The sequence below is a fragment of the Mesorhizobium neociceri genome (assembly GCF_013520985.1).
Taxonomy (GTDB): Bacteria; Pseudomonadota; Alphaproteobacteria; order Rhizobiales; family Rhizobiaceae; genus Mesorhizobium; species Mesorhizobium neociceri.
On the sequence record NZ_JACDTY010000015.1, the window covers coordinates 19,957 to 46,766 of the forward strand.

Here is a 26,810-nt window from a genome sequence, read left to right on the forward strand (position 1 = left end):
GAAGCCGCATGAAGAAAACAATCCCGACCTTGATCGGCTTTTCGGCCATTCTGACATGGTCATTTCTGGCGCTGCTTTCGACCGCGGCGGGACCGGTTCCGCCTTTTCAACTCGCGGCGATGACGTTTCTGCTCGGCGGGATGGTCGGCGCCTCGAGTTGGCTTGTCCGTCCGTCGGCGATCCGGTCGCTGCGCCAGCCATGGCAGGTCTGGGCGCTCGGCACGGCGGGGCTGTGCATCTACCACTGCGCCTATTTCTTCGCCATCCAGTCGGCGCCACCGGTCGAGGTCAGCCTGATCGCCTATCTTTGGCCGTTGCTGATCGTCGTCTTTGCCGCCTTCCTGCCCGGAGAGAAGCTAAAGGCCCATCACGTCGCCGGCGTCGCGCTTGGCCTCGTGGGCGCCATCGTTGTGATCACCAGGGGCGGCACGATCGGCTTGGCCAATGGCGTGATGAAGGGCCATGTCATCGCGCTGTTCTGCGCTTTCATCTGGGCCGGCTATTCGGTTCTGTCGCGCCGCTTCGGCAAGGTGCCGACCGATGTCGTGGCGGGCTATTGCTTCATCACCGCAGCGGTCGCTTTCGTGCTGCATCTGACGCTCGAAACCACCGTCTGGCCGCAGTCGGCAACGCAGTGGAGCGCCATCGTCCTCCTGGGCGCGATACCGCTCGGCGCCGGCTTTTACGCCTGGGATTATGGCTGCAAGCACGGGGACATCATGATCCTCGGCGCTTTGTCCTATGCCGCGCCGCTGTTTTCGGTGATCGTGCTTCTGCTGGCGGGCTTCGGCGTGTTTCATTGGTCAGTCGCCATGGCCTGCATCCTGATCACGGTCGGAGCGGTGATCGCGGCCAAGGATTTGCTGCTTAGGCCTCGGTCGCCCGCTATTGACGCAACGCCGCGTCCTTCGGCCTTGGATGGAAGGACTGGCTGAGCTACTGGCGCCGCAGCAGCTGTTCGAGTTCCTGTGGATCCGACACCACCGGCAGGCAAACCTGGCCGGTGCAAAGCCATGCGCCGGGTTTGTCGGTTGGCGGCAGGATGCCGCCGGGCAAGGTTGGTCGATTCGCTTCCGTTCCGATCGCGACAGTAATATCGACACGACGCGGGTCCGGATTCCGATTCGCAACCGGAACGAGGCTTGGACTCTCTGGTGAATCGACGAGCACAAGCTTCAATGGTTCCAACGCCAGCGCACAGGCGTTGACGATGCCGGCCTGGCCATAGGACTGGTGCCCTGCCCGCCCCATGGCGTGTTCAGCAACCCGCCACGCTCTGTCCTGCAGATCGACATCGCCGGTGACCGACGCCAGGCGAACCAGCGCTTCGACAATCTGACTGGTTGCCGAAGAGATCGCTTCGTCGACATCGCCACGGATGCGGATCGGCACATCGGTGCCGTCCGACGCCGTCAAATAGTAGCCGGTGCCGTCGTTGTCCCGATGCCGGCGGTCAAGCTGTTCGATGAATTGCCTCGCCCGATCGACATAGGTTGAATCGCCCATGGCTTCGAACAGTGCGATCGCCGCATTGGTCATCGCTGCATAGTCGCTGGACAGCGCCGGAAACAGTTTCTTGGCGCCGAGCATGGAGTGCGGCAAGCGGCCGTCATGGCCTGCCTCGGCAATATGAGCAAAGGCTTTTGCAGCTGCCTCTATCCAGTCGCGTCGGTTCAGCGAGCGGCCGGCTTCGGCAAGGGCCGCAATCATCAGGCCGTTCCAATCGGTCAGCGCCTTGCCGTCCCTGCCCGGACGCACGCGCTGTTCCCTTGCCGCCAGTAGCTTTGCTTTCAAAGGGACGAGCAGCTCGCTGTCGGGCACGCTTTGGCTTTGTTGCGCGTCGGTCTGATGGATGATTGGCTTGCCTTCCCAGCCATGCGGCGCGGAAAGCATGAAGTGTTTGAAAAACAAGGTAGAATCGGCCCCAAGAACGGCCTCGATCTCGCCCTTGCTCCAGGTGTAGAAGAGCCCCTCCTCGCCGTCGCTGTCGGCATCGAGGCTGGCAGCGAAAGCGCCGCCATCGACGCGCATTTCGCGCAGCAGCCAGGCGATCGTCTCTTCGATTCGTATCCGGAACAAATCCTTGCCGGTCGCTGCATAGGCCCAGTTGCACAGGCGGATGAGCTGCGCGTTGTCGTAGAGCATCTTCTCGAAATGCGGCACCAGCCACTCGGCGTCGGTGGAGTAGCGGCTGAGCCCGCCGCCGACATGGTCATAAATGCCGCCGGCCAGCATCTTTTCCAGGCTGATGAAAACGGCATCACGGTGCGCTGCGACGCCGTCGCGCAGCCAGGATAGCCAGAGCGTCTGCATGAACGGCGCGTTGGGAAACTTCGGCGCGCCGCTTAAGCCCCCGAGATCCCGGTCGATCATGCTGTCGATGCGGCCGGCAAGATCGCTCAGCGTCTCTTTGTCGAGCGCGGCCTTGGCGTGGACGCCGGCCAGGCGCGCCTCGACGTGACTGGTCAGGCCGTCGGCGCTCTGGTCGAGGCTGTCCCGCTTCTCGCGCCAAGCCTTGTCGACGGCTTCCATCACCTGGATGAAGCCGGCACGGCCATAGCGCGCCTCGCGCGGAAAATAGGTGCCGCCCCAGAACGGCTTGCCGTCGGGGTTGAGGAACATGGTCAGCGGCCAGCCGCCCTGCTCGCCCATCGACGACAGCGCCGCCATATAGATCTGGTCGATGTCCGGCCGCTCCTCGCGATCGACCTTGATATTGACGAACAGCCGGTTCATGACGGCGGCGACCGCGTCGTTCTCGAAACTTTCATGCGCCATGACATGGCACCAATGGCAGGCGGCATAGCCGATTGAGAGCAGAATGGGCCGTTGCAATGTTTTGGCTTCGGCCAGTGCCGCCGGCGACCAGGCCCGCCAATGCACGGGATTGCCGCTGTGCTGCTGCAGATAGGGGCTGGCTTCTTCGGCAAGCAGGTTTTGCGCAGGCAAGGTCACGGGCGGCAAGCTCGGTTTGGCGGTGTCGGAATTGTTGACCGGAAGCTAGGGCGGTTCGGAAGAGCGGGCAAATGATTTCAGGCGATTCGATTGTAGCGCTGTCCAGCGGCCGCCTCCCCGCGGGGATCGCCGTCATCCGCATTTCCGGCCCAAAGACTCGATTCGTTATCGAAACGACTGCCGGCAGCGTGGTTAAGGACCGGGTTGCGGCCTTGCGCAAGCTTCGGGCGGCGGACGGATCGTTGATCGACAACGGCCTGGTGTTGTTTTTTCCCGGGCCGAACAGCTTTACCGGCGAGGATGTCGCCGAATTCCACGTCCATGGCGGCCGCGCCGTCGCCGGAAAGATGCTGGAGGTCATCGCCGGTTTTGATGGCGTCCGGCACGCAGAGCCAGGCGAATTCACGCGGCGCGCCTTTCTCAACGGCAAGCTCGACCTGGTCGAGACCGAGGCGCTTGCGGATCTGGTCAGTGCCGAGACCGAGGCGCAGCGCCGCTTTGCGGTGCAAAATGCCGAGGGAGCGCAGAGTGCGCTCTATCTCGGTTGGCGGCGGCGATTGATCCACGCACGGGCGATGATCGAAGCGGAAATCGACTTTGCCGACGAGGACGACGTGCCGGGTTCCGTTTCGGATGCGGTCTGGTCCGATGTCAGAGTAATGGTCGACGAGATCGGCCAGCATGTCGACGGATTCCATGCCGCCGAGATCATCCGCGACGGTTTCGAGGTCGTTATCCTCGGCGCGCCGAATGCCGGCAAGTCCAGTCTGTTCAATGCGCTGGCCCGACGCGAGGCGGCGATTGTTACCGATGAGCCGGGCACGACGCGCGATTTGCTCGAGGTGGTGCTGGATCTTAATGGCGTGCGGGTCAGGGTGACCGACACGGCCGGATTGCGTGATGCGCCCGGCAAGGTCGAGGCAATCGGCATCGAGAGGGCACGCGCCAAGGCGCATGGTGCCGACCTCGTCTTGCTACTTGAAGACATGGTCGATCCCGTCGATGCCGGTGCGGTGCGTTCCGATGCGCCGCTCCTGAGAATTGGAACCAAAGCCGATCTGGCCGGAGGAAAATTGGGGGGTTACGACACGATCATTTCGACCAGGGATGGCACGGGACTGAAGGATCTACTGGCCGAGATCGGCCTGCGCGCCGCCGCCGCGATTGGCGATGCCGGCGATATTCTGCCGTCGCGGCTGCGCCATGTGGAACTGCTGAAGGAGACCACGCGGTTTCTGGTCTCGGCTGTGTCAGGGCAGGATCGCGGCCAGGAGCTGCGGGCAGAGGAGTTGCGCCTTGCTGCGGACCGGCTTGGCCGGATCGTCGGGGCTGTCGATGTCGAGGATTTGCTCGACGTGATTTTTTCGCAGTTTTGCATCGGGAAGTGACTCACGTGAAACACGGAGCGCGGCGCAGATCGCGACTCACGTGAAACATTGGGCCGGCGTCGTTGTTTCACGTGAAACGGGCCGCTGCGCTAAAAGAATCTCAACTTGGTCGGAGGTCAGCGCGGTGTAGATCGGCGTGATTACACTCACCGCCCATGACTCACGTGAAACACCGCAACCCGGCCTCGTCGACCGTTGTCAACCATATCGAATCACCCCTCCATCCTTGACAGCGCCGTCTCTCGGGGACATGTGTCGGGCAATCTCTGAATCTGGAACGGAAAATGATCGATCACTATGATGTGGTTGTGGTGGGCGGCGGCCATGCCGGGTGCGAGGCGGCCAGTGTGGCTGCGCGTGCCGGCGCCAGGACCGCGCTGGTGACGCTGCGCTTCGACACGATCGGCGTCATGTCCTGCAACCCGGCCATCGGCGGGCTCGGCAAGGGCCATCTGGTGCGCGAGATCGACGCCATGGACGGGCTGATGGGGCGCGTTGCCGATGCCGCCGGCATCCAGTTCCGCCTGCTCAATCGTCGCAAGGGACCTGCCGTGCGCGGGCCGCGCACACAGGCGGACCGCAAGTTGTACCGGCTGGCCATGCAGGAAGCGATTCGGCAGCAGAACGATCTCGACGTCGTCGAAGGCGAGGTTCTGGACTTCGAGATCGACGATGGACGGATCGCCGCCGTGCTCCTGGCCGATGGCCGGCGGCTGGCCTGTGGCGCCGTCGTTTTGACCACTGGCACCTTCCTGCGCGGCCTCATCCATATTGGCGAAAGGAAGATCGTCGGCGGGCGGATGAATGAACAGGCGAGCCTTGGCCTGTCGGCGACGATGAGCCGCGCCGGCTTTGCGCTCGGGCGGCTGAAGACCGGAACACCGCCGCGGCTGGATGGCCGCACCATCGACTGGGTTTCGCTGGAAAGCCAGGCGGCGGACGAACATCCCTCGCCGTTCTCGCTGCTGACCGATGCGATACAGAACCCGCAGATCCATTGCGGCATCACCCGCACAACGCCGGCGACGCATGAGCTGATCCGCGCCAATCTCGGCCGCTCGGCCATGTATTCCGGCTCGATCGAGGGCGTCGGACCACGCTATTGCCCGTCGATCGAGGACAAGATCGTCAAGTTCGGCGATCGCGAGGGACACCAGATTTTCCTCGAGCCGGAAGGGCTCGACGACGACACCGTCTACCCCAACGGCATCTCGACCTCCCTGCCCGAGGATGTGCAACTCGAGATTCTGAAGACGATACCGGGCCTGGAGCGCGCGACCATGCTGCAGCCCGGCTATGCCATCGAATACGACCATGTCGATCCGCGCGAGCTCGAACCGACGCTGGAGACCAAGCGGATCGCCGGCCTGTTCCTGGCCGGACAGATCAACGGTACCACCGGTTATGAAGAAGCCGGCGCGCAAGGCCTGCTTGCCGGGCTGAACGCGGCGCGCAAGGCGGCCGCCGGCGACCAGATCGTACTCAGCCGCACCGAGGCCTATATCGGCGTGATGGTCGACGACCTCACCAGCCGTGGTATTGCCGAACCCTATCGCATGTTCACCTCGCGGGCTGAGTTCCGGCTGTCGCTGCGGGCCGACAACGCCGATGAGCGGCTGACGCCGCTGGCGATGCGGCTGGGGATTGCTTCGTCGCAGCGGATGCAGCGGTTCAATCAAGTGACTGAGGGCCTCGATAAGGCACGCGACCTCGCCCGGGCAACGACCATGACGCCCAATGAAGCGGCGCGGCATGGGCTTGAGGTGAACAAGGATGGCGTGCGCCGCTCGGCCTATGAACTGCTCGCCTACCCCGGCGTCGATGTCGCCTGGCTCGCCCGTGTCGCACCGGCCTTTGGTGCTATCGACGCCAAGACGGCAGAGCGGCTCGAAACGGAAGCGAAATATTCGGTTTATCTCGATCGCCAGCAAGCCGATGTCGCGCAGATCCGGCATGAGGAAAGCCGGCTGATCCCCGCCTCTGTCGATTTTGCCGATGTTCCAGGACTTTCTAATGAGCTTAAGCAGAAGATGCGGACGCGGCAGCCGCGCTCGATTGCAGATGCGCAGCGCATGGAAGGCATGACACCGGCGGCGCTCGCGATCATCGTCGCGCATGTCCGCAACGCCGAATCGGCGGCGCAAAGGGCCGTTGCGTGAGCGCTGCCTCATGGACGAGCCTGCAAGAGGCCGCGGGACCGGTTTCACGTGAAACATTCGAGTGCCTGGTGGCGTTCGAACAGCTGTTTCTAAAATGGAACCGCAGCATCAACCTTGCGGCGCCGTCGACGCTGGACGATGTCTGGGGGCGCCACATTCTGGATAGCGCCCAGCTGGCGCGAATCGCTCCTGACGCAAAACGCTGGGTCGATCTCGGTTCGGGCGGCGGCTTTCCCGGTCTGGTGCTGGCTTTCCTGCTTGTCGAGCGCGATGGCGCGTCGATCGATCTGGTCGAGAGCAACCGCAAGAAAGCGTCGTTCCTGCAAGCGGTCATCGGCCAGTTCGGTTTGCCGGCTCGGGTCGTCGCGCGACGCATCGACGACAGCTATGCGTTTGTTTCCGCACCGGAAATCGTCACGGCACGAGCACTAGCCGCGCTGCCCGCACTGCTCGATCTGTCGGCGCCATGGCTGACCAAGGGGTCGCGCGCGCTGTTCCACAAAGGCCGGGATTACCGCGTAGAAGTGGAAGAAAGCACTCACCGCTGGGCCTTCGATCTGGTAGAACATCCGAGCATGACCGACGCCCATGGCGTCATCCTCGAATTGGCCGATCTGCGGACTGCGTAACCTTCCTTTTCGCGACCGCCGGCGACCCTTTGGCGACCCGCAAGATGAATACTTGGCATAGACCCATGAAAACCGGACCCCGCATCATCACCGTCGCCAACCAGAAGGGCGGTGTCGGCAAGACCACGACGGCCATCAATCTGGCCACGGCGCTGGCCGCGATCGGCGAAAAGGTGCTGATCGTCGATCTCGACCCGCAAGGCAATGCCTCGACAGGTCTCGGCATCGACCGCAAGGACCGGACCGTCTCATCCTATGACGTGCTGACCGGCGAACTTGGCCTGGAAGACGCCGCCATTCCAACGGCTGTGCCCGGCCTGTCGATCGTGCCGTCGACGCTCGACCTGCTTGGCATCGAGATGGAGATCGCTTCCGCGCCAGACCGGGTGCTCAAGCTGCGCAACGCGGTGCGCGCCGCTACTGAACGCGGTGCGCCCTTCGGCTATGTGCTGATCGACTGCCCGCCCTCGCTCAACCTTTTGACGTTGAATTCCATGGCGGCAGCCGATTCTGTTCTTGTGCCGCTGCAATGCGAATTCTTCGCTCTGGAAGGTCTCAGCCAGTTGCTCGAAACGGTCGAGCAGGTGCGCCGTACAATCAATCCCGACCTGATCATCCAAGGTATCGTGCTGACCATGTATGACGGCCGCAACAACCTGGCCAACCAGGTTGTGCAGGATGTACGGGCGCATATGGGCGACAAGGTCTACGAGACCATCATTCCGCGCAATGTGCGGGTGTCCGAGGCGCCTTCCTACGGCAAGCCGGCGATCCTTTACGATCTGAAGTGCTCGGGCAGCCAGGCCTATCTGCAGCTGGCGTCCGAAGTGATCCGCCGCGAGCGTAAATTGCGCGCCGCTTGATTAGGCGTGGTTGATAAAACAAGCCGATTCGATACCGAAACGATTCTGAAACCTGGAATTGAGATGAGCGAAGACCTTTCGAGAAAGAGACTGGGGCGGGGACTGGCGGCGCTGATCGGCGAGATCGATCGCCCGGCGGCGCCGGAAAAGCCGGGCTTGAATGCCGACGGCAAGGTGCCGATCGAGTTTCTGAGCCCGAACCCGAAAAACCCGCGCCGGCATTTCGGCGATTCCGATCTGACCGATCTCGCCCAGTCGATCCGCGAACATGGCGTGGTGCAGCCGGTGGTGGCGCGGCCGTCGCCGACGCAGGCAGGGCGCTACGAGATCATCGCCGGTGAGCGGCGCTGGCGCGCGGCGCAGCGCGCCGGGCTGACCGAGATCCCGATCATCGTGCGCGACGTCAACGACCGCATGGCGCTCGAACTGGCGATCATCGAAAACGTCCAGCGCACCGACCTCAATCCGGTCGAGGAAGCGCTGGGCTACCAGCAGCTGATCGACGATCACGGCTACACCCAGGCCGATCTCGGCAATGTCATCGGCAAGAGCCGCAGCCATGTCGCCAACACGCTGAGGCTGTTGAAGCTGCCCGACGTTATCCGCGACATGCTGGTCGATGGCGCGCTGTCGGCCGGCCATGCCCGCACGCTGGTGACGGCGCAGGATCCGGCCGGCCTTGCCAAGCAGATCGTCGAAGAAGGGCTTTCGGTGCGCCAGGCCGAAGCACTGGCGCAGATGCCGGCTGGCGGCACGCCGCCCAAGGCAAAGCCGGCGCAAAATGGGTCGGACAAGGATGCCGACACGCTGGCGCTGGAAAAGCTGATGACCGACACGATCGGCATGATCGTGACCATCGAGCACAAGGGCAAGGGCGGCGCCATCCGCGTGAACTACCGCAGCCTGGAGCAGCTGGACGAGCTGTGCCGACGGTTGAAGGACGAGCGCTAGGCGGTTGAGCCGCCACGGTATTTAGCCGGCAAATGAAGTTACGGCTTAAGATGAAGGGCTGGCGGTTGCCGGCCCTCTTCTTTTGTAGCGTGGGAACGGCCAATCTCCCCCCTTGTGGGGGAGATGCCCGGCAGGGCAGAGGGGGGCGCGAAGGAGTGCCAACCTTGCCGTACTTGGCTAGAGTCTTTCACGTTTTGATGGAAGCGTATCCGGCGTTTGCGAAGTAGTTCTTGCATTCGCCGGGTTCGATTGTTTCGACGAGGTGGCCGATGTGGTGCCAAGTGTCCTCGACGGTTCGCTTCTGGGCTTGTCGCATCCAGTGTTTGATCTTGGCGAAGGCCTGCTCGTGTCCACCCATCTTGCCCGGTGCCACCGAGCCGGTCGTCTCATGGCGCTGCAACAGCTTCACCGCGGCCGAAACCGAAATGCCGAACCGTTTGGCGGCAGACCGGCGGCTTTCACCACTCAAAACCGCCGCCACAGCCCGCTCGCGAAGATCATTGGAAAGAGGTCGGGTCATCAGATGCTGGCCTCCACTCCAGCCAGCATCTTGAATCACAAAACCGACAAATCGGGAATCCCCTTCGATTCCATCAAGTCGTGAACCGCTCTAGATGTTTCTCTGGAAATGCTGGTGCAGTTCGCTGAGACGTCGGCGGGACAGCGCCCCCCCTCTGGCTTGCCAGCCATCTCCCCCACAAGGGGGGAGATTGGCCAATCGCCTTACCTCTGCCCCAATCTCGCACTTTCCACGGCAATGCCAAGCAGCGCCTGCCGTGCGAGCGCTTCGGACAGATCCGGCCGCCGCCTTGTCTGCAACACCGCCGTTTGCAACCGGTTCAGCGCGCGGCTGAGCGCGTCGATGTTCCAGCGTTCCAGCGCTTTCTCCACCAGCTTGCGGCGCGTGAAAAAAACCGGTGGCCGCGCGCTCGCCACGGCAGAGGCGGCGTTGCGGCCGGCGGAGTCCATCTGGCCGCGCATGACCTGAAGCTGCTGCAGCTGGCGCATGGCCGAGGACAGCACTAGGAAGGGATGACCGCCGGACAGGCAGTGGCGGGTGAAAGCGGTGTCGAAGTCACCGACTTTGCCTTCCAGCACCGCGTCGACGGCATCGTCGAAGGAGGCGCCGGAGACGTCGCCGGACATCGCCCTGACGTCGTCGAGGCCGATTTCCCGCTGGCCATGCGCGTAAAGCACCAGCTTTTCGATCTCGCCGCGCGATGCCAGCCGGTCGCCGCCGAGATTGCGGCGCAGCGCCTGGCGCGCATCGAGCGCCATCGACATGCCGGCTTTGCGCAATTCGTCGTCGATGACGCTGTCGATGTCGCGGGCCTCGTCGGCGTAGCAGGGCAGCGCCATGGCGGTGTCGGCTGCCTCGACGATGGCGCGCAGGCCGACGCCTTTCTTGAGGTCACCGGCCTCGATCAGGATGATGGCGTCCCGAGCAGGCTCGGCCGTCAGCGCCTTGACGTCCTCGGCCAGTGGCTTCTGGCCGCTGGCGTTGCGCACCCATAGAAGTCGCCGGTCGGAAAACATGGGCACGGTGCGGGCTTCATCCAGCAGCCGGCCCTGGTCGCGATCGACCTCCGCGCCATCGAGCCGGACCACGGAGAATGGGTCGTCGAGCGGCAGGCCGGTTTTTTCGGCAAAGGCCTTTGCGCGCTCGGCGACGAGGCCGCGGTCGGGACCGTAAAGCAGGACGATCGAGATGCGCGCGTCCGGCTTCGCCAGCCACGAATCGACCTCGTATCCTTTTTTCTGCGCCATGGTGGGTGGTTAGCATGATGTGGGCAAGGAGTGAACGTTCTCCGAAGAGTTTGCCGACCTTGGCGACTTTCCTCTCCCTCCGGAGGGGGGAGAGGTGGCGCTGCGAAGCAGCGACGGAGTGGGGGAACCACCTGGCAATCGCGGCGAACTGACATAGGAAGGGCACTAGCTCAGGCATCGCCTTGCGCCCGAGGGTCGACCCCCACTCCGTCGAGCTTCGCTCGACACCTCTCCCCCGATCGACGGGGGAGAGGAAAGGCGCGAACTCGCGGACCTTGGCGCCCTCCCTCCCAAAGGTCGTGAAGTGCGTTATCTGCCGGAAACGCTGCAAAACCTTGCGCCAAATTGCGTCCCGCCCCGAAACATCGACAAGAAATTTCGCCGACATATCTGCATCTTGCGGGCGCTTGCCGGCTGACACGCCCAGTCGGGTGCGGGGCCTGATGAATTGGCGCTGTGCGGGGCGCGCGGATGTGCAAATATCGGCGCCAGGCAAATGGGAGGACCATGGTCATGACCGATGCTGGGATGTTGCGGTTTCATGTGCCGGAGCCGGAAGTGCGGCCGGGCGGCACGCCCGACTTCTCCAACGTGCCGATCCCCAAGGCCGGCTCGGCGCCGCGGCCGGAGATCGATGTCGATCCGCGCACCATCCGCGACATGGCGTTCTCGATCATCCGGGTGCTGAACCGGGATGGCGAGGCGGTCGGGCCATGGGCCGGGCTGCTTTCCGACGAGGAACTGCTCGAAGGGTTGCGCCACATGATGACGCTGCGCAGTTTCGATGCCCGCATGCAGATGGCGCAGCGCCAGGGCAAGACCTCGTTCTACATGCAGCATCTCGGCGAAGAGGCGGTGAGCTGCGCCTTCCGCAAGGCACTGATGCCTGGAGACATGAATTTCCCGACCTATCGGCAAGCCGGCCTGCTCATTGCCGACGGCTATCCGATGGTCACGATGATGAACCAGATCTACTCCAACGAGGCCGATCCGTTGAAGGGCCGGCAATTGCCGATCATGTACTCGTCGAAGGAGCATGGTTTCTTCTCGATCTCCGGCAATCTGGCGACGCAGTACATCCAGGCGGTCGGCTGGGCGATGGCCTCGGCGATTTCCAACGATTCGAAAATCGCGGCGGCGTGGATCGGCGACGGCTCGACCGCCGAATCCGATTTCCATTCCGCGCTGGTGTTTGCCTCGACCTACAAGGCGCCGGTCATTTTGAATGTCGTCAACAACCAGTGGGCGATCTCGACGTTTCAGGGCATCGCCCGCGGCGGCTCCGGCACCTTTGCCGCGCGCGGTCTCGGCTTCGGCATTCCGGCGCTGCGCGTCGACGGCAATGATTATCTCGCCGTGCACGCGGTGGCCAAATGGGCGGCGGAGCGGGCGCGAAAGAATCTCGGGCCGACGCTGATCGAGTACGTCACCTACCGCGCCGGGGCGCATTCGAGTTCGGATGACCCGTCGGCCTATCGGCCGAAGACCGAGTCCGACGCCTGGCCGCTCGGCGATCCGGTCGTGCGGTTGAAGAACCATCTGATCCAGCGCGGCGTCTGGTCGGACGAGCGTCATGCCCAGGCGGAAGCCGAAACCTTGGAAACGGTGATCACGGCGCAGAAGGAGGCCGAAAGCAACGGCACGCTGCATGCCGGCGGCAAGCCGTCGACGCGCGAAATGTTCGAGGGCGTGTTTGCCGAGATGCCGCCGCATCTGCGGCGCCAGCGCCAGCAGGCGGGAGTCTGACCATGCCGAGACGGACCATGATCGAGGCGATCCGCGACGCCATGGATGTGTCGATGGCACGTGACGAACGCGTCATTGTCTATGGCGAGGATGTCGGCTTCTTTGGCGGGGTCTTCCGAGTCACCCATGGCCTGCAGGCCAAATACGGCAAGAGCCGCTGCTTCGACGCGCCGATTAACGAATCCGGCATTGTCGGTTCGGCCATCGGCATGGCGGCCTACGGGTTGAAGCCGTGCGTGGAAATTCAGTTTGCCGACTACATGTACCCGGCCTACGACCAGCTGACCCAGGAAGCCGCAAGGCTGCGCTACCGCTCGAACGGCGATTTCACCTGCCCGATCGTGGTGCGCATGCCGACCGGCGGCGGTATTTTTGGCGGCCAGACTCACAGCCAGAGTCCGGAAGCGCTGTTTACCCATGTGTCGGGATTGAAGACGGTGGTGCCGTCCAACCCGCATGATGCCAAGGGGCTGCTGATCGCAGCGATCGAGGACCCTGATCCGGTGATTTTTTTGGAGCCGAAGCGGCTCTATAACGGCCCGTTCGACGGCCATCACGACCGGCCGGTGACGCCGTGGTCGAAGCATGAGCTGGGCGAGGTCGCCGATGGCCATTACACCGTGCCGCTCGGCAAGGCGGCGATACGCAGGGCGGGCTCGGCCGTTACGGTGCTTGCCTACGGCACCATGGTCTATGTCGCGCAGGCGGCGGTCGAGGAAACCGGCATCGATGCCGAGATCATCGATCTCAGGACGCTGCTGCCGCTCGACCTCGACACCATCGTCGCCTCGGTCAAGAAAACCGGCCGCTGCGTGGTCGTGCATGAGGCGACGCTGACCTCGGGCTTCGGCGCCGAGCTTTCGGCGCTGGTGCAGGAGAATTGTTTCTATCATCTCGAAGCGCCGGTGGCGCGCGTCACTGGTTGGGACACGCCCTACCCGCATGCGCAGGAATGGGAGTATTTCCCGGGGCCGGCCCGTGTCGGCCGCGCGCTTATCGAAACCATGGGAGCTTAAGATGGGCGAACACATCATCAAGCTGCCCGATGTCGGCGAAGGCGTCGCCGAGGCCGAACTTGTGGAGTGGCACGTCAAGGTCGGCGATCTCGTGCGCGAGGATAGCGTGCTTGCCGCCGTGATGACCGACAAGGCGACGGTGGAGATCCCCTCGCCGGTTGATGGCGAGATCCTGTGGCTGGGTGCCGAGATCGGTGACACGGTGGCGATCGGCTCGCCGATCGTGCGGCTGAAGGTGGCGGGCGAGGGCAATGTGAAGCCGGATGCCGCCGGCGAGACGGCGAAAGCCGAGGCGCCGGCGAAACCAGCTGAGACGAAGCTGGCCGAGACCAAGCCCGAGGCGCGCCCGGAACCAAAGCCGAAGCCGGCAGAGCCGGCGGCCAAAGCCGCGCCGGCGCCAGCCGCCGCGGCGAAAAGCAATTCCGGCGCGCCGCGCCCCGAGGGCGAAAGGCCGCTGGCGTCGCCCGCCATTCGGCTCAGGGCAAAAGAGGCCGGCATCGATCTGCGCCAGGTCTCGGGTACCGGCCCTGCCGGCCGCATAAGCCATGAGGACATCGAGGCGTTCCTGGCGCGCGGCCCACAGGTCGCGAAGGCCTCGGGACTCGCTCGCAACGACAGTGTCGAGGACATCAAGGTCATTGGTCTCAGGCGCAAGATCGCCGAAAAAATGTCGCTGGCCAAGTCGCGCATCCCGCACATCACCTATGTCGAGGAGATCGACGTCACCGCGCTCGAGGAGTTGCGCGCCGCGCTCAACAAGGAAAAGCGCAAGGGTGTCGAAAGGCCGAAACTGACGCTGCTGCCGTTCCTGATGCGGGCGATGGTCAAGGCGATCGCCGATCAGCCCAACATCAACGCGCTGTTCGACGACGAGGCTGGCATTATCCACCAGCATGGCGGCGTCCATATCGGCATTGCCGCGCAGACGCCGTCGGGGCTGGTGGTGCCGGTGGTCAAGCATGCCGAGGCGCGCGACCTCTGGGATTGCGCTATCGAGCTCAACCGGCTGGCCGAGGCGGCGAAGTCGGGCACGGCGAGCCGTGACGAGCTGTCGGGATCGACCATCACCATCACCTCGCTCGGCGCTATGGGCGGCGTGGCGACGACGCCGGTGATCAATCATCCGGAAGTGGCGATCGTCGGCGTCAACAAGATGATGGTGCGCCCGGTCTGGGACGGCACCCAGTTCATCCCGCGCAAGATGATGAACCTGTCGTCGAGCTTCGACCACCGGGTGGTCGACGGCTGGGACGCGGCGGTGTTCATCCAGCGGATCAAGGCGCTGCTGGAAACGCCGGCGCTGATATTTGTGGATTGAGGGGCGGAACGACCGAGATGACGGCGGGACAGCGCCCCCCTCTGCCTTACCAGGCATCTCCCCCACAAGGGGGGAGATTGGACGTCACGCCGGGTTTCGCCAACCTTCATTGGTTGAGGAGCGGGCGAAGCGACGAAACTGCCAATCTCCCCCCTCGTGGGGGAGATGTCCGGCAGGACAGAGGGGGGCGCGAAGGATCGCGACGGAACATTCCCTCGCATCGAAGGGTCACGCCATGAAAGAAATCTCCTGCAAGCTGCTCGTCATCGGCGCCGGGCCCGGCGGCTATGTCTGCGCCATTCGTGCCGGCCAGCTCGGCGTCGATACGGTAATCGTCGAAGCCGGCAAACCGGGCGGCACCTGTCTCAATGTCGGCTGCATCCCGTCCAAGGCGATGATCCATGCGGCGGAGGAATTCGAGGCGGTGTCGCACATGGCCGGCGGCACCAGCCCGCTCGGCATTTCGGTCGCGGCACCGGTGCTCGATCTCGGCAAGACCGTCGCCTGGAAGGACGGCATTGTTAGCCGGCTGACCAGCGGCGTCGCCGGCCTGCTCAAGAAGGCCAAGGTCAAGACCGTCTATGGCTGGGCGACGTTTCGCGACGGCAAGACCGTCGCGGTCGAAACCGAGACCGGCACGCAGATCATCCGCGCCGAGACCGTGGTGATCGCCACCGGCTCGGCGTCGGTCGAATTGCCGTTCCTGCCGTTCGGTGGGCCTGTGATTTCATCCACAGAAGCGCTGGCTCTCAGCGAAGTGCCAAAGAAACTCGCCGTGGTCGGCGGCGGCTATATCGGGCTCGAACTCGGCATGGCCTTTGCCAAGATGGGCGCTGCGGTGACCGTGGTCGAGGCCTTGCCGCGCGTGCTGGCGCAGTATGACGCAGAACTCACCCGGCCCGTGGTGAAACGGCTGGGGCAGCTCGGCGTCGAAGTGATGCTCGGCGCCAAGGCCAAAGGCGTCAAGGGCGACGCGCTGTTGGTCGAGACCTCGGACGGCAAGAGCGCCAAAATTGCTGCGGACCAGATCCTGGTGACGGTCGGCCGCAAGCCGGTGACCGAGGGCTGGGGGCTGGATCAGATCGACCTCGACATGGCCGGCAAATTCATCAAGATCGACGACCAGTGCCGCACCTCGATGCGCGGCATCTATGCCATTGGCGACGTCACCGGCGAGCCGATGCTGGCGCACCGGGCGATGGCGCAGGGCGAAATGGTGGCCGAGATCGTCACCGGCCACAAGCGCAGCTGGGACAAGCGCTCGATCCCGGCCGTCTGTTTCACCGATCCGGAACTGGTCACCGCCGGGCTGACGCCGGAAGAGGCCAAGGCGCTCGGCGAGATCAAGATCGGTCAGTTTCCGTTTGCCGCCAATGGCCGGGCGATGACCAAGCTCGGCGAGGACGGGCTCGTCCGCGTCGTGGCGCGTGCGGACAATCATCTGGTGCTCGGCATCCAGGCGGTCGGGCAAGGCGTGTCGGAGCTGGCGGCGGCGTTCGGGCTGGCGCTGGAAATGGGGGCGCGGCTGGAGGACATCGCTGGCACCATCCACGCGCATCCGACGCAGGGCGAAGGGTTCCAGGAAGCAGCGCTGAAGGCGCTGGGCCACGCGCTGCATATTTAAAACTCCCCCTTCTCCCCTTGTGGGAGAAGGTGTCGCCGAAGGCGACGGATGAGGGGTGTTCCAGGGAGCACCAACGTCTCACTCCGCTGGAACACCCCTCATCCGTCTCGGCGCTATCGCGCCGATCCACCTTCTCCCACAAGGGGAGAAGGGAAGAGCGCGGCATCGCCGGCCGGCGACGAGCCGTCGGTTGTCGCAAATCGGCAGAATGTACTAAGTGTCTGTCCATGGGCACAGGACTGAAGAAATACATCGCCATACGCTACAACATCGCCGCTCGCTTCAAGCCGAGCCAGTGGGATGGAAAGGGCCGCGCCAATCTCGACCCGGTGTGGCTGGTCGAGCGGCTGGCGTTGTTCGACACCTATTGCGCCCCATCCCTTGAAAGCCAATCGCTCAGGGATTTCACCGTCCTGGTCGCGTTCGATGCCGACACGCACGAGAATTACGTCAGGACGGTGTGCCGCTGCGTGGCCGGCGTCGACGTCAGGCCGATCCTTGTCGAGGCCGGCGAGGATCACAATGATCGCTTCAATGCGTTCGTCCAGGCCGATACCGATGCCGAATATGTCTCGCTGACGCGGCTCGACAGCGACGACTCACTGGCGCCGACCTTCATGGAGCGGGCCGACCACTACGCGCGCACGGAGATCGCCAAAGGTGCGGTGGATACGCAACCTCTGTATATCGCCTTTCCGCACGGCCACAATTTCCACGTGGCGACCAATTGGTATACGGACCACGACTACGTGACCTCGGCTTTCGGCACGCTGGTCGAAAAGAGATCGCCGTCGATGAGCGGCATCTACAGTGCGCACCACGCGAAGATGGCGACGATCCACAACACCGTCGTGGCGGCATCGAAGGGCGCGCAATGGTGCATCGTCATCCATGACAACAACGCCGCCAATGTGTTGAAGGGAAAGCCGGTCGCGGAGCCGTCTTTCACAGTCGGCCGGCCGGGTGCCGAAACCAAGGTGCCAGTGCGAAGGGAAAGCGCCCGACGACAGGGGGCGCAGGCCAGCATGGCGCCGCGAACCGCGGACAATTTCATCCGGTTTCTGCTCGGACGACCGATGCTGCTGCGGAAGTAGAGGGGCAGTTTTTTCCTTCTCCCCTTGTGGGAGAAGGTGTCGCCGAAGGCGACGGATGAGGGGTGTTCCAGGGAACACCGACGCCTCACTCCGCTGGACACCCCTCATCCGTCTTGCCGCTTCGCGGCAATCCACCTTCTCCCACAGGGGGAGAAGGCAAGGGGCGCAGCTCAGCTCGCGAGCCGGCTTACCATCTCGTGCTGGGCATAGGCGCGGCCGAAGCGATTGGCCAGGAATGCGTCGAGCGCGATGTCTTCCTGCTTGACGAAACCGGTCGCCGGCAGGCTGCCGTCGGCCAGCATGTCGAGCACGGCGCAGATGCCGGACGCAGTGGTGATCTGGATGGCGCTGCGGACCTGGTCGCCGACGCGCTGCGAATAGATCTTGTTGGCGTAGGTTTCCTGCAGCAGGCGGCCGTTGCGGCGGCCCGAGACGGTGACGAAGACGATGACCACGTCCTGCAGCGTTGCCGGCAAAGCGCTTTCAAAAATGTCCTTCAGCACGTCGCGGCGGTGGCGCAAGCCGAGATCGTTGAGCAGCGCCTTCATGATGGCGGCGTGGCCGGGATAGCGGATGGTGCGGTAGTTCAGCGTGCGCACCTTGCCCTTCAGCGTCTCGGCCAAGGTGCCGAGCCCACCCGAAGTGTTGAAGGCCTCGTAGGTGACGCCGTCGAGCGAAAACTCCTCGCGCTCTTCCAGCGGCGGCACTTCGATCAACTCGCCCTCGACGATCGCCTCGCAGGGCTCGCAATATTCGTTGATGACGCCGTCGGTGCTCCAGGTCAGATTGTAGTTCAGCGCGTTGGACGGGTATTGCGGCAGCGCGCCGACGCGCATGCGCACGCTTTCCAGCGTGTCGAAACGGCTGGCGAGATCGTTGGCGACGATCGAGATGAAGCCCGGCGCCAGGCCGCATTGCGGAATGAAGGCGCTCTTGCCCGAACGCGCAAGTTCCTTGACGCGGCGGGTCGAGACGACGTCCTCGGTCAGGTCGAGATAGTGGACGCCGGTGGCGGCAGCCGCCTCGGCGATGCGCGTGGTCAGATGGAACGGAGCGGCGCTCAGCACGGCGAAAGCGCCGGCAAGGGCTGCCTCGAGTGCGCCCGGCGCGGCGATGTCGAGCTCCAGTGCCTCGACGCCGGCGGGGAGTTCGGCCGCGGCAAGCTGCGCCGCTGCGCGGTCGACGACGGTGACATGGTAGTCGCCGGTGTCGGCGAGCATGCCTGCAATGGTCGAGCCGATCTTGCCGGCGCCGACGACGATGATTTTCTTCATGACCTTGTCCCTCGTGAAAGCCTTTGTCCCTACCGCTGCGCGGCGGACGCGATGCTTTCAACAATCGCAGCTTGCCTGTCGAAAGGAAGCGTGGAATTGTTCGAAACGAACCCTGCAACTGAACGATATGCCGACAAGGTTCGTCGAAATGCTCAGCGATGCCGAACAAAAACTGCTTTCCCTGCTGCGCGCCAATGCGCGGGCCTCGACGGCCGAGCTGGCACGCCAGCTCGGGGTATCGCGCACCACCGTGCAGAGCCGGATCGAGCGTCTGGAACAGCGCGGCATCATTGTCGGCTATGGCGTTCGTCTGGCGCCCGACTATGAGCAGGGGCTGGTCCGGGCGCATGTGCTGCTCACCGTCACGCCCAAGCTCGCCGACAAGGTGGTGCGCGCACTGCAGGCACTGCCGCCGGTCAGGACGCTGCATTCGGTCAGCGGGAATTTCGACATGATCGTCATCGTCGACGCGCCGTCGATCCGGGATCTGGACGCGCTGCTGGACGAGATCGGAGCGATGGACGGGGTCGAGCGGACGTCGTCGTCGATAATTTTGTCGACGCGGATTGATCGGTGATTGCACGCTCGGAGGTGGAGACGTCGGCGGGACAGCGCCCTCTGCCTTGCCAGGCATCTCCCCACGAGGGGGGAGATTGGCAGCTTCGCCGATCGCGCCTTCCTTCAACGCCGAAGATTGGCGAAAGCCGAGGTGACGTCTGATCTCCCCACAAGTGGGGAGATGGCCGGCAGGCCAGAGGGGGGCGCGAAGGAACGAGACGTCTGTTGCCCCGCCTGATTGCTACGCCCTCCGCCGCTCCGGTCCGTTATCCAGCCACGCCACATCCTCCGGCGACAGCTTGATATCCAGCGCCTTCAAACTGTCCTCCAGCTCGTCCAGCGTGCGTGGGCCGATCAGGGGCACGGACGGGAAGGGCTGCGCCAGCACGTAGGCGAGCGCGACGTGGATCGGGCTTTTGCCGAGCCGACCGGCCAGCTCGATGGCGCGGTCGCGGCGCCCAAAATTTTTCTCGGAGTACCAGACCCGAACCAGCTCCTCATTATCCTGCTTGTCGCGGCCGGCGCGGTCGGTGAAGAAACCGCGGCCTTGGCTCGACCAGGCGAAGTTGGGCATCTGCCTTTTCGTCAGCCAGGCTTTCCACTCGTCGGTGGACGAGGTGATGCAGCCGGCCCAGATCGGCTCCAGCATCTCGGCCAGCGAGAAATTGTTGGAGAGCGCACCTGGCTTCTGCTTGCCGGTGCGCTCGGCATAGGCGATCGCCTCGTCCATGCGCGCCATCGTCCAGTTCGAGCCGCCGAACAGGCCGCGGATACGGCCGGCTTTCGCCTCCGCGTCCATGGCGTCGACGAACTCGCCGACCGGCACGTCGGGATTGTCGCGGTGCATGAAATAGATGTCGACATGGTCGGTCTGCAGCCGGTCCAGCGTCTGGGCGAGTTGCTTGCCGATGACATCGGGATAGCACAGCGGCGAGTGCGCGCCCTTGGCTATGATGACCGACTGTTCGCGCACGCCGCGATTCTTCAACCACTGGCCGAGCAGCGTCTCGGTGTAGCCGGCGCCGTAGACATAGCCGGTGTCGAACAGATTGCCGCCGGCCTCGAAGAAGGCATCGAGCAGGATCGAGCCGGACGAGAAGGTGCGGAAATCCTCGAAGCCGAGCGCCACCACGGAGGCCGGTTTCGCCAGGCCCGGGATTTTGCGCTTGCCGATGGCGGCGCCGTCGGTGCGCAGTGGCCTGCCGGAAATGGTGTTGGTCCGCTTAGCCGGCTTTTCGATCTCGTATTCGAGCCCGACGGCAGCGCGCCATCTGTCGAGGACGCGCAGCGTGCCGAGGCTGTCGGCCCAGGACATGCCCGGCCAGGCAAATTCCTGCTTGCCGGCGAGGATCGCGTCGCCGGCGGCATCGACCTCGAAGGAATAGAGGTGGCGCGTCTCGTTGACGCTGATGGTTTCGAGCGTGCCGTCAGCGTGGATCACGTCGATCTTGCCGAGGCCGACATCGCGATTGCCGCCGGCGAACCAGAAATCCGGAACGTCGATGCGGCCTTTGGTGCCGAGGATCGAGAGCACATTCTCCTGGTTGAGCGAGATGCTGCAGGACACGTTGGCGACGATGCCACCGGGAAAGTGCAGCAACGCCGAGGCCCACTCGTCAACGCCGGACTCCCCTAGATGGGCTGTACCGACGACCTTGTCGGGGTCGGCGAAGGGTTTTCCGACAGCAGCACCCGCGATCAGCCGCGCCATCGAGACGGGATAGCCGCCGACATCGAGAATGCCACCGCCGGCGAGATCATTGGCATAGAGCCGGTGTTCCGGCATGAAGCCCGGCATGGCAAAGCCGAAGCTCGATTTGATCATCCTGACTTCGCCGATGACGCCGGACTTGATGAGTTCCACCAGCTTCAGCGTCTGCGGGTGCAGCCGGTACATGAAGGCTTCGCCGAGGAAGGTTCCGGCCTTGCGCGCGGCATGGATCATGGCGTCGGCCTCGAAGGCGGTCAGCGCCAGCGGCTTTTCGCACAGCACATGCTTGCCTGCCTCGGCCGCCTTGATCGCCCATTCGGCATGGCCGGGATGCGGGATGGCGATGTAGACGGCGTCGATTTCGGGGTCGTCGAGCAGCGCCTTGTAACCGTCGAGGATACGGGCGCCGGGAAACGTCTCGGCGAGGCCTTCCTTGCCGGGATTGCGGGCGCCGAGTGCTGCCAGCTTGCCGGTGCGCGAGCCCGCCACGCCGCCGGCAAAGGCTTTGGCGATGCTGCCCGGCCCGAGGATTCCCCAACGGATGGGCGCGGTTGAAGTCATGGTCATTCTCCTTGGGAGGCTGGAAGGGGTCAGCGCAGCCGCTGGCCGTTTTCGTCGAACAGATAGGATTTGCGGATGGACACGGTGATCTCCGAGGTGTCGGGGACCTTCGCCGCATCGCGCTGGATCACCAGGTCCTCGCCATGGGCGGTCCGGGCATAGATGAAGCTGGTGCCGCCGAGATGCTCGACCACGTCGATGCCGACGGTGAGGTCGGCATCGCCTTCACCGCCATTGCCGAAATGTTCGGGCCGCACGCCGACAATGACCTTGGCTCCGGTTTCCGGCACGGCGCCGGCCAGCGGCTGCATGATGCGGGTCTTTTCCTCGCCCACCAGTTCGACGGTGACGCTCCTCGTGTTGCGCCCGACGACGCGGCCTTTGATGAAATTCATCTTCGGCGAGCCGACGAAGCCGGCGACGAACTGGTTGTCGGGATTGTCGTAGAGGTCGAGTGGCCGGCCGATCTGCTCGACATGGCCGCCGCGCAGCACCACGATGCGGTCGGCTAAGGTCATCGCTTCGGTCTGGTCGTGGGTGACGTAGATCATCGTCGTGCCGAGCTCCTTGTGCAGGCGCGAGATCTCGACCCGCATCTGGACCCTGAGTTCGGCGTCGAGATTGCTCAGCGGCTCGTCGAACAGGAACACTTGTGGTTCGCGCACGATGGCGCGGCCGATGGCGACGCGCTGGCGCTGGCCGCCCGACAATTGCTTCGGCCGCCGCGCCATCAGCTCGCTGATGCGAAGGATTTCGGAGGCCCGTTTCACCCGCCGCTCGGTGTCCTGCTTGGGGTTGCCGGTCATCCTCAGGCCAAAGCTCAGATTCTGCTCCACGCTCATGTGCGGATAGAGCGCGTAGGACTGGAACACCATGGCGATGCCGCGCTCGGCCGGCTCGACATCGTTCATCACCTTGCTGGCAATGGCGATCTCGCCGCCGCTGATATCCTCCAGCCCGGCAATCATCCGCAGCAATGTCGACTTGCCGCAGCCGGAAGGGCCGACGAAGACGACGAACTCGCCATCGGCGATATCGATGTTGGCGCCGTGGATGATCTCATAAGAGCCGAAGCGCTTGAGGACGTTGGTGAGGGTGACTGCCGCCATGCTCTTCCCTATTTGACCGCGCCGGCGGCAATGCCGGCGATGAAATGACGCTGCAGCAGCACGAAGACGACGAGCATCGGCACGGTCAGCATGACGGCGCCGGCCATGATGCCGCCCCACGACACCTTGGTCAGGCCGATCAGCGTGCCGAGCGCCACCGGTGCCGTCATCGCGCCGGGCTGGCTGTTGATCAAAAGCGGCCAGAGGTAATTGTTCCATGAGGCGAGGAACAGGATGATGGCGAGTGCCGCCAGCATGGGTCGCGCCAAGGGCAAAGCGACGAACAGGAAGATACGCCATTCCTTGACGCCCTCGACGCGGGCCGCGTCGAACAGATCGTGCGGCATCATCGAGAAGGCCTGGCGCATGAACAGGACGCCGAGCGAATTGAACAAAGGCGGCACGATCAGCGCCACCCAGGTGTTGGCGAGCTGGAAGTCGCGCGCCACCATGATGAATTGCGGGATCAGCACCACCGCATAGGGCAGCGTGATGGTGCCGAGGATGATCGCCACCACCGCGCCCTTGCCGAAGAACTGGTAGCGGGCCAGCGCCCAGCCGGCCATCGAGGTCAGCAGCACCGAGAAGAAGGTGTAGGTCACCGCCACCGCCACCGAAATGCCGATGGCGCCGACGAAATTGGTGTCGCGCTGCAGATTGTTGAAATTGTCGACGAAATTGCCGTGCGGCAGAAGCTCGATGCCGGGGCTGAAAATGCCGTTGTCGGGCATGGTCGAAAACACCACCATCATCCACAGCGGAAACAGCCAGATCACCGCCAGTGGCGTCAGGAACAGATGCAGCAGGACGCTTCGGCCGAGCCGGCGTTGCGACAGCGAACTCATTTCGGCTCCCCTCTCATTTCGGCTCTCTTGTCAGCCACAGCTGCACCAGCGTGATGGCGATGGCCAGGCCCGCCATGGTGTAGGCGACGGCCGAGGCGTAGCCGAAATTGAGCGAGCGAAAGCCCTGGCGGTAGAGCAAAAGGCCGAGCGTCTCGGTGCCGCCGCCCGGCCCGCCGCGCTCGGTGATCAGGAACGGCTCGGTGAACAATTGCATGGTGCCGATGATCGACAGCACGGCGCAAAAGACGATGACGGGCTTGAGCAGCGGCAGGGTGATGTAGAAGAATTGCTTGACCTTGCTGACGCGGTCGAGCGTCGCTGCCTCATAGACGTCCTCGGGGATCGACTGCAGGCCGGCGAGCAGGATGATGGCGTTGTAGCCGGCCCAGCGCCAGGTCACCGCGATCATGATCAGCGCCATGGCCGGGGTGACGTTGGAGAACCAGTCGATCTTGGCCAGGCCGACGCTGGCGAGCAGCTTGTTGATGATGCCGAAATCGAGATTGAACATCAGCCGGAACACCGCGGAGTAGGCGACTTCGCCGACCACGACCGGGGCAAAGAAGGCAAAGCGGTAGAGACCGCGGACTTTAAGCAGCGGCGAGTTCAGCAGCACCGCCATGACGATGGCCAGCGAGATCATCACCGGCACCTGGATGACGAGGATGAGCAGCGTGTTCTTCAGCGCGTTGAAGAAAGCGGGATCGCCGATCAGGCGACCCCAGTTGAAGGTGGGGGCAAACCGCCACGGCACGGTGCGCGTTGCCTGGAAGGAGATCATGAACGAGGAGATGATCGGCCACACCCAGAAGATGGCGAAGATCAGCAGGTAGGGCGTGAGGAAGCGATACGCGGTGGCGTTCTGGTAGCGCATGGTTCCTCCTCCCTTTGTTGTCTTGCGCCGTTATCTGTCGAGAACGGCGCTGCCCCTCATCCGCCTGCCGGCACCTTCTCCCCGTATAGTGACGGGGAGAAGGGAAGATGATCGCTTACTTGACCGGCAAGCCGGTCGCCGAGGCGATCTGGCTGGCGGCGTCGTCGAGGGCGGCCTTGGCGTCGGGATAACCGCCGCCGAGATATTTGGTCTGCACCGCCCGCATGATGATTTCGGCATCGCTCTGGAACTGCGTGCCGCGGCTCGGCACCACTTTGGGCAGCGTGGCGAGGATGTCCTTCCACACCGCCTGGCCGCCCCAATAGGGCAGGCCTTGCGAGACATAGGGATCGTCGAGCGCCGAGATCAGCGACGGCACCAGGCCGAAATCCTTCAGCATGGTGATCTGGCCTTCGTTGGTCTCCAGCGTGTATTTCAGATAGGCGTAGGCGGCTTCCTTGTTTTTCGAGGCCGAGGTGATGGCCAGCGACGAACCGCCGAGATTGGCGGCGCGCGGGCCGTCGGCGGTGAGCGAAGGCATCAGATAGACGCCCCATTTGCCGTTTTCGCCGGCCGATTCGGTGCGGATGGTGCCCTCATACCAACCGCCATAGACCTGGGTGGCGACGGTGCCGGCGGTGTTGTTGGTGATCTTGGTGCCCCAGTCGGCCGACGAGATGATGCCGGCGTCCTTCATGTCCTTGATCTTGGTCAGCGTATCGACGCATTTCGGCTGGTTGACGGTGATCGACTGCCCGTCCTCGGCGAAATAGCCGCAGCCCTGCTCGTTGGAGATCATGCGGAAGAATTCGGTGTCGCCGTTGAAATCGGCATTGGTCATGGTGACGCCGGGATTGGCGGCCTGGATCTTCTTGCCGGCGGCGATGAAATCGTCCCAGGTCTTGATCGAGGCCGGATCGACGCCGGCTTTCTCGTAGAAGTCGCGGCGGTAGAAGGCGGCGACCGGGCCGGAATCCCACGGCATGGCATAGGCCTTGTCGCCGACTTCCAGCTCGGTGCGCTTGAAATCGGGGAATTTTTTCGCGTCGTCGGCGGTATAGCCCAGCGTGTGCAGGTCGACGAAACAGTCGGGGAACTGGGTCCAATAGTTCTCGGCCTCGCCATTCTCGACCGAGACGATATCCGGCAGGCCGACGCCGCCGGCAGCACAGCCGGCGATCGACTTGTCATAGGTCGGCTGGTTGCCGAGGTCCTGAACGGTGACCTTGACGTCGGGATATTGCTTGTTGAAGCCGGCGACCGTCGCCTTCAGCGACGAAGCGGCGATGTTCCAGCTCCAGATCGTGATTTCGCCAGACTGCGCCAAGGCCGGGCCGGAGCCCAAGGCAAGCGCCAGCGCGGCACAGGTCAGTGTCGTGCGCATTGAAATCCTCCCATTTCATTTGCTCTCTCTTCGCGAGCATGGCTAGACTAGGCGGCGCGGAAGGCTTGTCCCCGACAACGGGAATAAAAGATGGGCGGAAAGTAAGATGCCTGAACGGCCGTTTTACCAGCCTGGCGCCAGCAGCGTCGAAGGCCTGCCGATGGCCTTGCAGATGTTTCACAACCATCCGCTGGTGATGCTGAAGCCGCATTGGCATGCCCAGGTCGAGGTCAATTTCATCGTCCGCGGCAGCGTGCACTACCGCATGAACGAGCATGAGATTTCGCTGACCGCCGGCGACATGTGCCTGTTCTGGGGTGGCCTGCCGCACCAGATGGACGATCTCTCCGACGACGCCATCTATGCCGGCGCGCATCTGCCGCTGGTGCATTTCTTCCGTCTGCATCTGCCGACGGACATCCGCCACCGGCTGATGACGGGCGCAACGCTGGTGACATCGGCCACCGACCCGGCGGATCATCACAATTTCGAGCGTTGGAACCGCTACTTCCGCTCCGGCGATCCGGCGATAACCGAGCATGGCGTGAACGAGCTGTTGCTGCGGCTGGAGCGGGTGCGGTTCGAGCCCTACCGGCTGGTGCCGGAAACCGCCATCGGCCAGGAAACCGGCGGCCCGTTCGACCAGCAATCGCTGCGCAATGTCGGGCGCATGTGCGACTTCATCGCCGAGAATTTCCTCTACGAGATCGACTGCGTCGACATCGCCGCGGCCGCCGACATCCATCCGAAATACGCCATGAGCATCTTCAAGAAGTCGACCGGCATGACGCTCAATGAGTATATGAACCTGTTGCGGTTGAGCTACGCGCAGGCACTGCTGATGCATGAAGACGCCAATGTGCTGCGCGTCGCCATGGATTCAGGCTTCGGTTCGCTCAGTGCTTTCAACAAATCCTTCCGCAAGCTCGCCGGCATGTCGCCGTCGGATTTTCGCCGGGGTGCGGTGGGCGTCAGATAGCGAAA

At 63.7% G+C, this 26,810-nt stretch carries 22 protein-coding genes; 13 read left to right on the forward strand and 9 right to left on the reverse strand.

Annotated elements, in window-relative coordinates; translation table 11 throughout:
• Positions 1-8: 8 nt before the first annotated feature.
• Positions 9-935 carry an aromatic amino acid exporter YddG gene (gene yddG / locus H0241_RS25185; RefSeq protein ID WP_181060544.1) on the forward strand — a complete coding sequence of 309 codons (927 nt, stop codon included), beginning with the start codon at positions 9-11 and terminating at the stop codon, positions 933-935.
• Position 936: 1 nt separating this feature from the next.
• On the opposite strand, the gene H0241_RS25190 is transcribed toward yddG, so the two are convergent.
• Entirely contained in the window at positions 937-2,955 is a 2,019-nt protein-coding gene (locus tag H0241_RS25190) for a thioredoxin domain-containing protein (protein WP_181060545.1), read from the reverse strand.
• Positions 2,956-3,026: 71 nt separating this feature from the next.
• Between H0241_RS25190 and mnmE the strand changes: the two genes are divergently transcribed.
• From mnmE to H0241_RS25215, 5 genes are all read left to right on the forward strand, one after another.
• A complete protein-coding gene (gene mnmE, locus H0241_RS25195) occupies positions 3,027-4,343 on the forward strand; it encodes a tRNA uridine-5-carboxymethylaminomethyl(34) synthesis GTPase MnmE (protein ID WP_181060546.1) in 1,317 nt (438 codons plus the stop codon).
• Positions 4,344-4,627: 284 nt separating this feature from the next.
• Positions 4,628-6,502 (forward strand): tRNA uridine-5-carboxymethylaminomethyl(34) synthesis enzyme MnmG, encoded by a 1,875-nt coding sequence (gene mnmG, locus H0241_RS25200; RefSeq protein ID WP_181060547.1) that lies wholly within the window; start codon positions 4,628-4,630, stop codon positions 6,500-6,502.
• Complete coding sequence (gene rsmG / locus H0241_RS25205) at positions 6,499-7,131, forward strand: 16S rRNA (guanine(527)-N(7))-methyltransferase RsmG (RefSeq protein ID WP_181060548.1); 633 nt, start codon at positions 6,499-6,501, stop codon at positions 7,129-7,131. The genes mnmG and rsmG overlap by 4 nt, the downstream gene beginning before the upstream one ends.
• Positions 7,132-7,196: 65 nt before the next feature.
• Entirely contained in the window at positions 7,197-7,994 is a 798-nt protein-coding gene (locus H0241_RS25210) for a ParA family protein (protein ID WP_181060549.1), read from the forward strand.
• Between the two features lie 63 nt (positions 7,995-8,057).
• The gene (locus tag H0241_RS25215; protein ID WP_181060550.1) at positions 8,058-8,945 is read left to right on the forward strand and encodes a ParB/RepB/Spo0J family partition protein; all 888 of its coding nucleotides are present in this window, start codon (positions 8,058-8,060) and stop codon (positions 8,943-8,945) included.
• 187 nt (positions 8,946-9,132) lie between these two features.
• On the opposite strand, the gene H0241_RS25220 is transcribed toward H0241_RS25215, so the two are convergent.
• On the reverse strand, positions 9,133-9,504 hold the full coding sequence (locus tag H0241_RS25220; protein ID WP_407941773.1) for a hypothetical protein: 372 nt from the start codon (positions 9,502-9,504) through the stop codon (positions 9,133-9,135).
• 164 nt (positions 9,505-9,668) lie between these two features.
• Positions 9,669-10,712, reverse strand: coding sequence for a DNA polymerase III subunit delta (gene holA / locus H0241_RS25225; protein ID WP_181060552.1), 1,044 nt, complete (start codon positions 10,710-10,712; stop codon positions 9,669-9,671).
• Positions 10,713-11,225: 513 nt separating this feature from the next.
• On the opposite strand from holA, the gene H0241_RS25230 reads away from it, so the two are divergent.
• The 5 genes from H0241_RS25230 to H0241_RS25250 all read left to right on the forward strand — a co-directional run bounded on the left by H0241_RS25230 (position 11,226) and on the right by H0241_RS25250 (position 17,510).
• Complete coding sequence (locus H0241_RS25230; protein WP_181060553.1) at positions 11,226-12,458, forward strand: 3-methyl-2-oxobutanoate dehydrogenase (2-methylpropanoyl-transferring) subunit alpha; 1,233 nt, start codon at positions 11,226-11,228, stop codon at positions 12,456-12,458.
• A 2-nt stretch (positions 12,459-12,460) separates the two neighbouring features.
• A complete protein-coding gene (locus H0241_RS25235; RefSeq protein ID WP_181060554.1) occupies positions 12,461-13,474 on the forward strand; it encodes an alpha-ketoacid dehydrogenase subunit beta in 1,014 nt (337 codons plus the stop codon).
• A gap of 1 nt (position 13,475) precedes the next feature.
• Positions 13,476-14,792, forward strand: a complete 1,317-nt coding sequence (locus H0241_RS25240; protein WP_181060555.1) for a dihydrolipoamide acetyltransferase family protein — start codon at positions 13,476-13,478, stop codon at positions 14,790-14,792.
• Positions 14,793-15,027: 235 nt separating this feature from the next.
• Entirely contained in the window at positions 15,028-16,416 is a 1,389-nt protein-coding gene (lpdA, locus tag H0241_RS25245; protein WP_181060556.1) for a dihydrolipoyl dehydrogenase, read from the forward strand.
• Between the two features lie 227 nt (positions 16,417-16,643).
• A complete protein-coding gene (locus H0241_RS25250; protein WP_181060557.1) occupies positions 16,644-17,510 on the forward strand; it encodes a glycosyltransferase in 867 nt (288 codons plus the stop codon).
• Positions 17,511-17,680: 170 nt separating this feature from the next.
• Here the strand turns inward: H0241_RS25250 and H0241_RS25255 are convergent, their stop codons facing one another.
• Positions 17,681-18,784 (reverse strand): saccharopine dehydrogenase family protein, encoded by a 1,104-nt coding sequence (locus H0241_RS25255; protein ID WP_181060558.1) that lies wholly within the window; start codon positions 18,782-18,784, stop codon positions 17,681-17,683.
• 148 nt (positions 18,785-18,932) lie between these two features.
• Between H0241_RS25255 and H0241_RS25260 the strand changes: the two genes are divergently transcribed.
• Positions 18,933-19,361, forward strand: coding sequence for an Lrp/AsnC family transcriptional regulator (locus H0241_RS25260; RefSeq protein WP_181060655.1), 429 nt, complete (start codon positions 18,933-18,935; stop codon positions 19,359-19,361).
• A gap of 222 nt (positions 19,362-19,583) precedes the next feature.
• On the opposite strand, the gene H0241_RS25265 is transcribed toward H0241_RS25260, so the two are convergent.
• The 5 genes from H0241_RS25265 to H0241_RS25285 all read right to left on the reverse strand — a co-directional run bounded on the left by H0241_RS25265 (position 19,584) and on the right by H0241_RS25285 (position 25,826).
• Positions 19,584-21,614, reverse strand: a complete 2,031-nt coding sequence (locus tag H0241_RS25265; RefSeq protein WP_181060559.1) for an aldo/keto reductase — start codon at positions 21,612-21,614, stop codon at positions 19,584-19,586.
• A gap of 29 nt (positions 21,615-21,643) precedes the next feature.
• Complete coding sequence (locus H0241_RS25270; RefSeq protein WP_181060560.1) at positions 21,644-22,723, reverse strand: ABC transporter ATP-binding protein; 1,080 nt, start codon at positions 22,721-22,723, stop codon at positions 21,644-21,646.
• Positions 22,724-22,731: 8 nt separating this feature from the next.
• A complete protein-coding gene (locus tag H0241_RS25275; RefSeq protein WP_181060561.1) occupies positions 22,732-23,568 on the reverse strand; it encodes a carbohydrate ABC transporter permease in 837 nt (278 codons plus the stop codon).
• Positions 23,569-23,581: 13 nt separating this feature from the next.
• Positions 23,582-24,442, reverse strand: coding sequence for a carbohydrate ABC transporter permease (locus H0241_RS25280; RefSeq protein WP_181060562.1), 861 nt, complete (start codon positions 24,440-24,442; stop codon positions 23,582-23,584).
• Between the two features lie 115 nt (positions 24,443-24,557).
• A complete protein-coding gene (locus H0241_RS25285; protein ID WP_181060563.1) occupies positions 24,558-25,826 on the reverse strand; it encodes an extracellular solute-binding protein in 1,269 nt (422 codons plus the stop codon).
• A gap of 106 nt (positions 25,827-25,932) precedes the next feature.
• Between H0241_RS25285 and H0241_RS25290 the strand changes: the two genes are divergently transcribed.
• Positions 25,933-26,805: a helix-turn-helix domain-containing protein gene (locus H0241_RS25290; protein ID WP_181060564.1), complete on the forward strand. Its 873-nt coding sequence runs from the start codon at positions 25,933-25,935 to the stop codon at positions 26,803-26,805.
• Positions 26,806-26,810 lie beyond the last annotated feature (5 nt).

Coding starts and splice junctions, on each gene's coding strand:
- yddG (WP_181060544.1), top strand. CDS start 9: ATGAAGAAAACAATCCCGACCTTGATCGGCTTTTCGGCCATTCTGACA.
- mnmE (WP_181060546.1), top strand. CDS start 3,027: ATGATTTCAGGCGATTCGATTGTAGCGCTGTCCAGCGGCCGCCTCCCC.
- mnmG (WP_181060547.1), top strand. CDS start 4,628: ATGATCGATCACTATGATGTGGTTGTGGTGGGCGGCGGCCATGCCGGG.
- H0241_RS25210 (WP_181060549.1), top strand. CDS start 7,197: ATGAAAACCGGACCCCGCATCATCACCGTCGCCAACCAGAAGGGCGGT.
- H0241_RS25215 (WP_181060550.1), top strand. CDS start 8,058: ATGAGCGAAGACCTTTCGAGAAAGAGACTGGGGCGGGGACTGGCGGCG.
- holA (WP_181060552.1), bottom strand. CDS start 10,712: ATGGCGCAGAAAAAAGGATACGAGGTCGATTCGTGGCTGGCGAAGCCG.
- H0241_RS25230 (WP_181060553.1), top strand. CDS start 11,226: ATGACCGATGCTGGGATGTTGCGGTTTCATGTGCCGGAGCCGGAAGTG.
- H0241_RS25235 (WP_181060554.1), top strand. CDS start 12,461: ATGCCGAGACGGACCATGATCGAGGCGATCCGCGACGCCATGGATGTG.
- H0241_RS25240 (WP_181060555.1), top strand. CDS start 13,476: ATGGGCGAACACATCATCAAGCTGCCCGATGTCGGCGAAGGCGTCGCC.
- lpdA (WP_181060556.1), top strand. CDS start 15,028: ATGAAAGAAATCTCCTGCAAGCTGCTCGTCATCGGCGCCGGGCCCGGC.
- H0241_RS25250 (WP_181060557.1), top strand. CDS start 16,644: ATGGGCACAGGACTGAAGAAATACATCGCCATACGCTACAACATCGCC.
- H0241_RS25255 (WP_181060558.1), bottom strand. CDS start 18,784: ATGAAGAAAATCATCGTCGTCGGCGCCGGCAAGATCGGCTCGACCATT.
- H0241_RS25260 (WP_181060655.1), top strand. CDS start 18,933: ATGCTCAGCGATGCCGAACAAAAACTGCTTTCCCTGCTGCGCGCCAAT.
- H0241_RS25265 (WP_181060559.1), bottom strand. CDS start 21,614: ATGACTTCAACCGCGCCCATCCGTTGGGGAATCCTCGGGCCGGGCAGC.
- H0241_RS25270 (WP_181060560.1), bottom strand. CDS start 22,723: ATGGCGGCAGTCACCCTCACCAACGTCCTCAAGCGCTTCGGCTCTTAT.
- H0241_RS25275 (WP_181060561.1), bottom strand. CDS start 23,568: ATGAGTTCGCTGTCGCAACGCCGGCTCGGCCGAAGCGTCCTGCTGCAT.
- H0241_RS25280 (WP_181060562.1), bottom strand. CDS start 24,442: ATGCGCTACCAGAACGCCACCGCGTATCGCTTCCTCACGCCCTACCTG.
- H0241_RS25285 (WP_181060563.1), bottom strand. CDS start 25,826: ATGCGCACGACACTGACCTGTGCCGCGCTGGCGCTTGCCTTGGGCTCC.
- H0241_RS25290 (WP_181060564.1), top strand. CDS start 25,933: ATGCCTGAACGGCCGTTTTACCAGCCTGGCGCCAGCAGCGTCGAAGGC.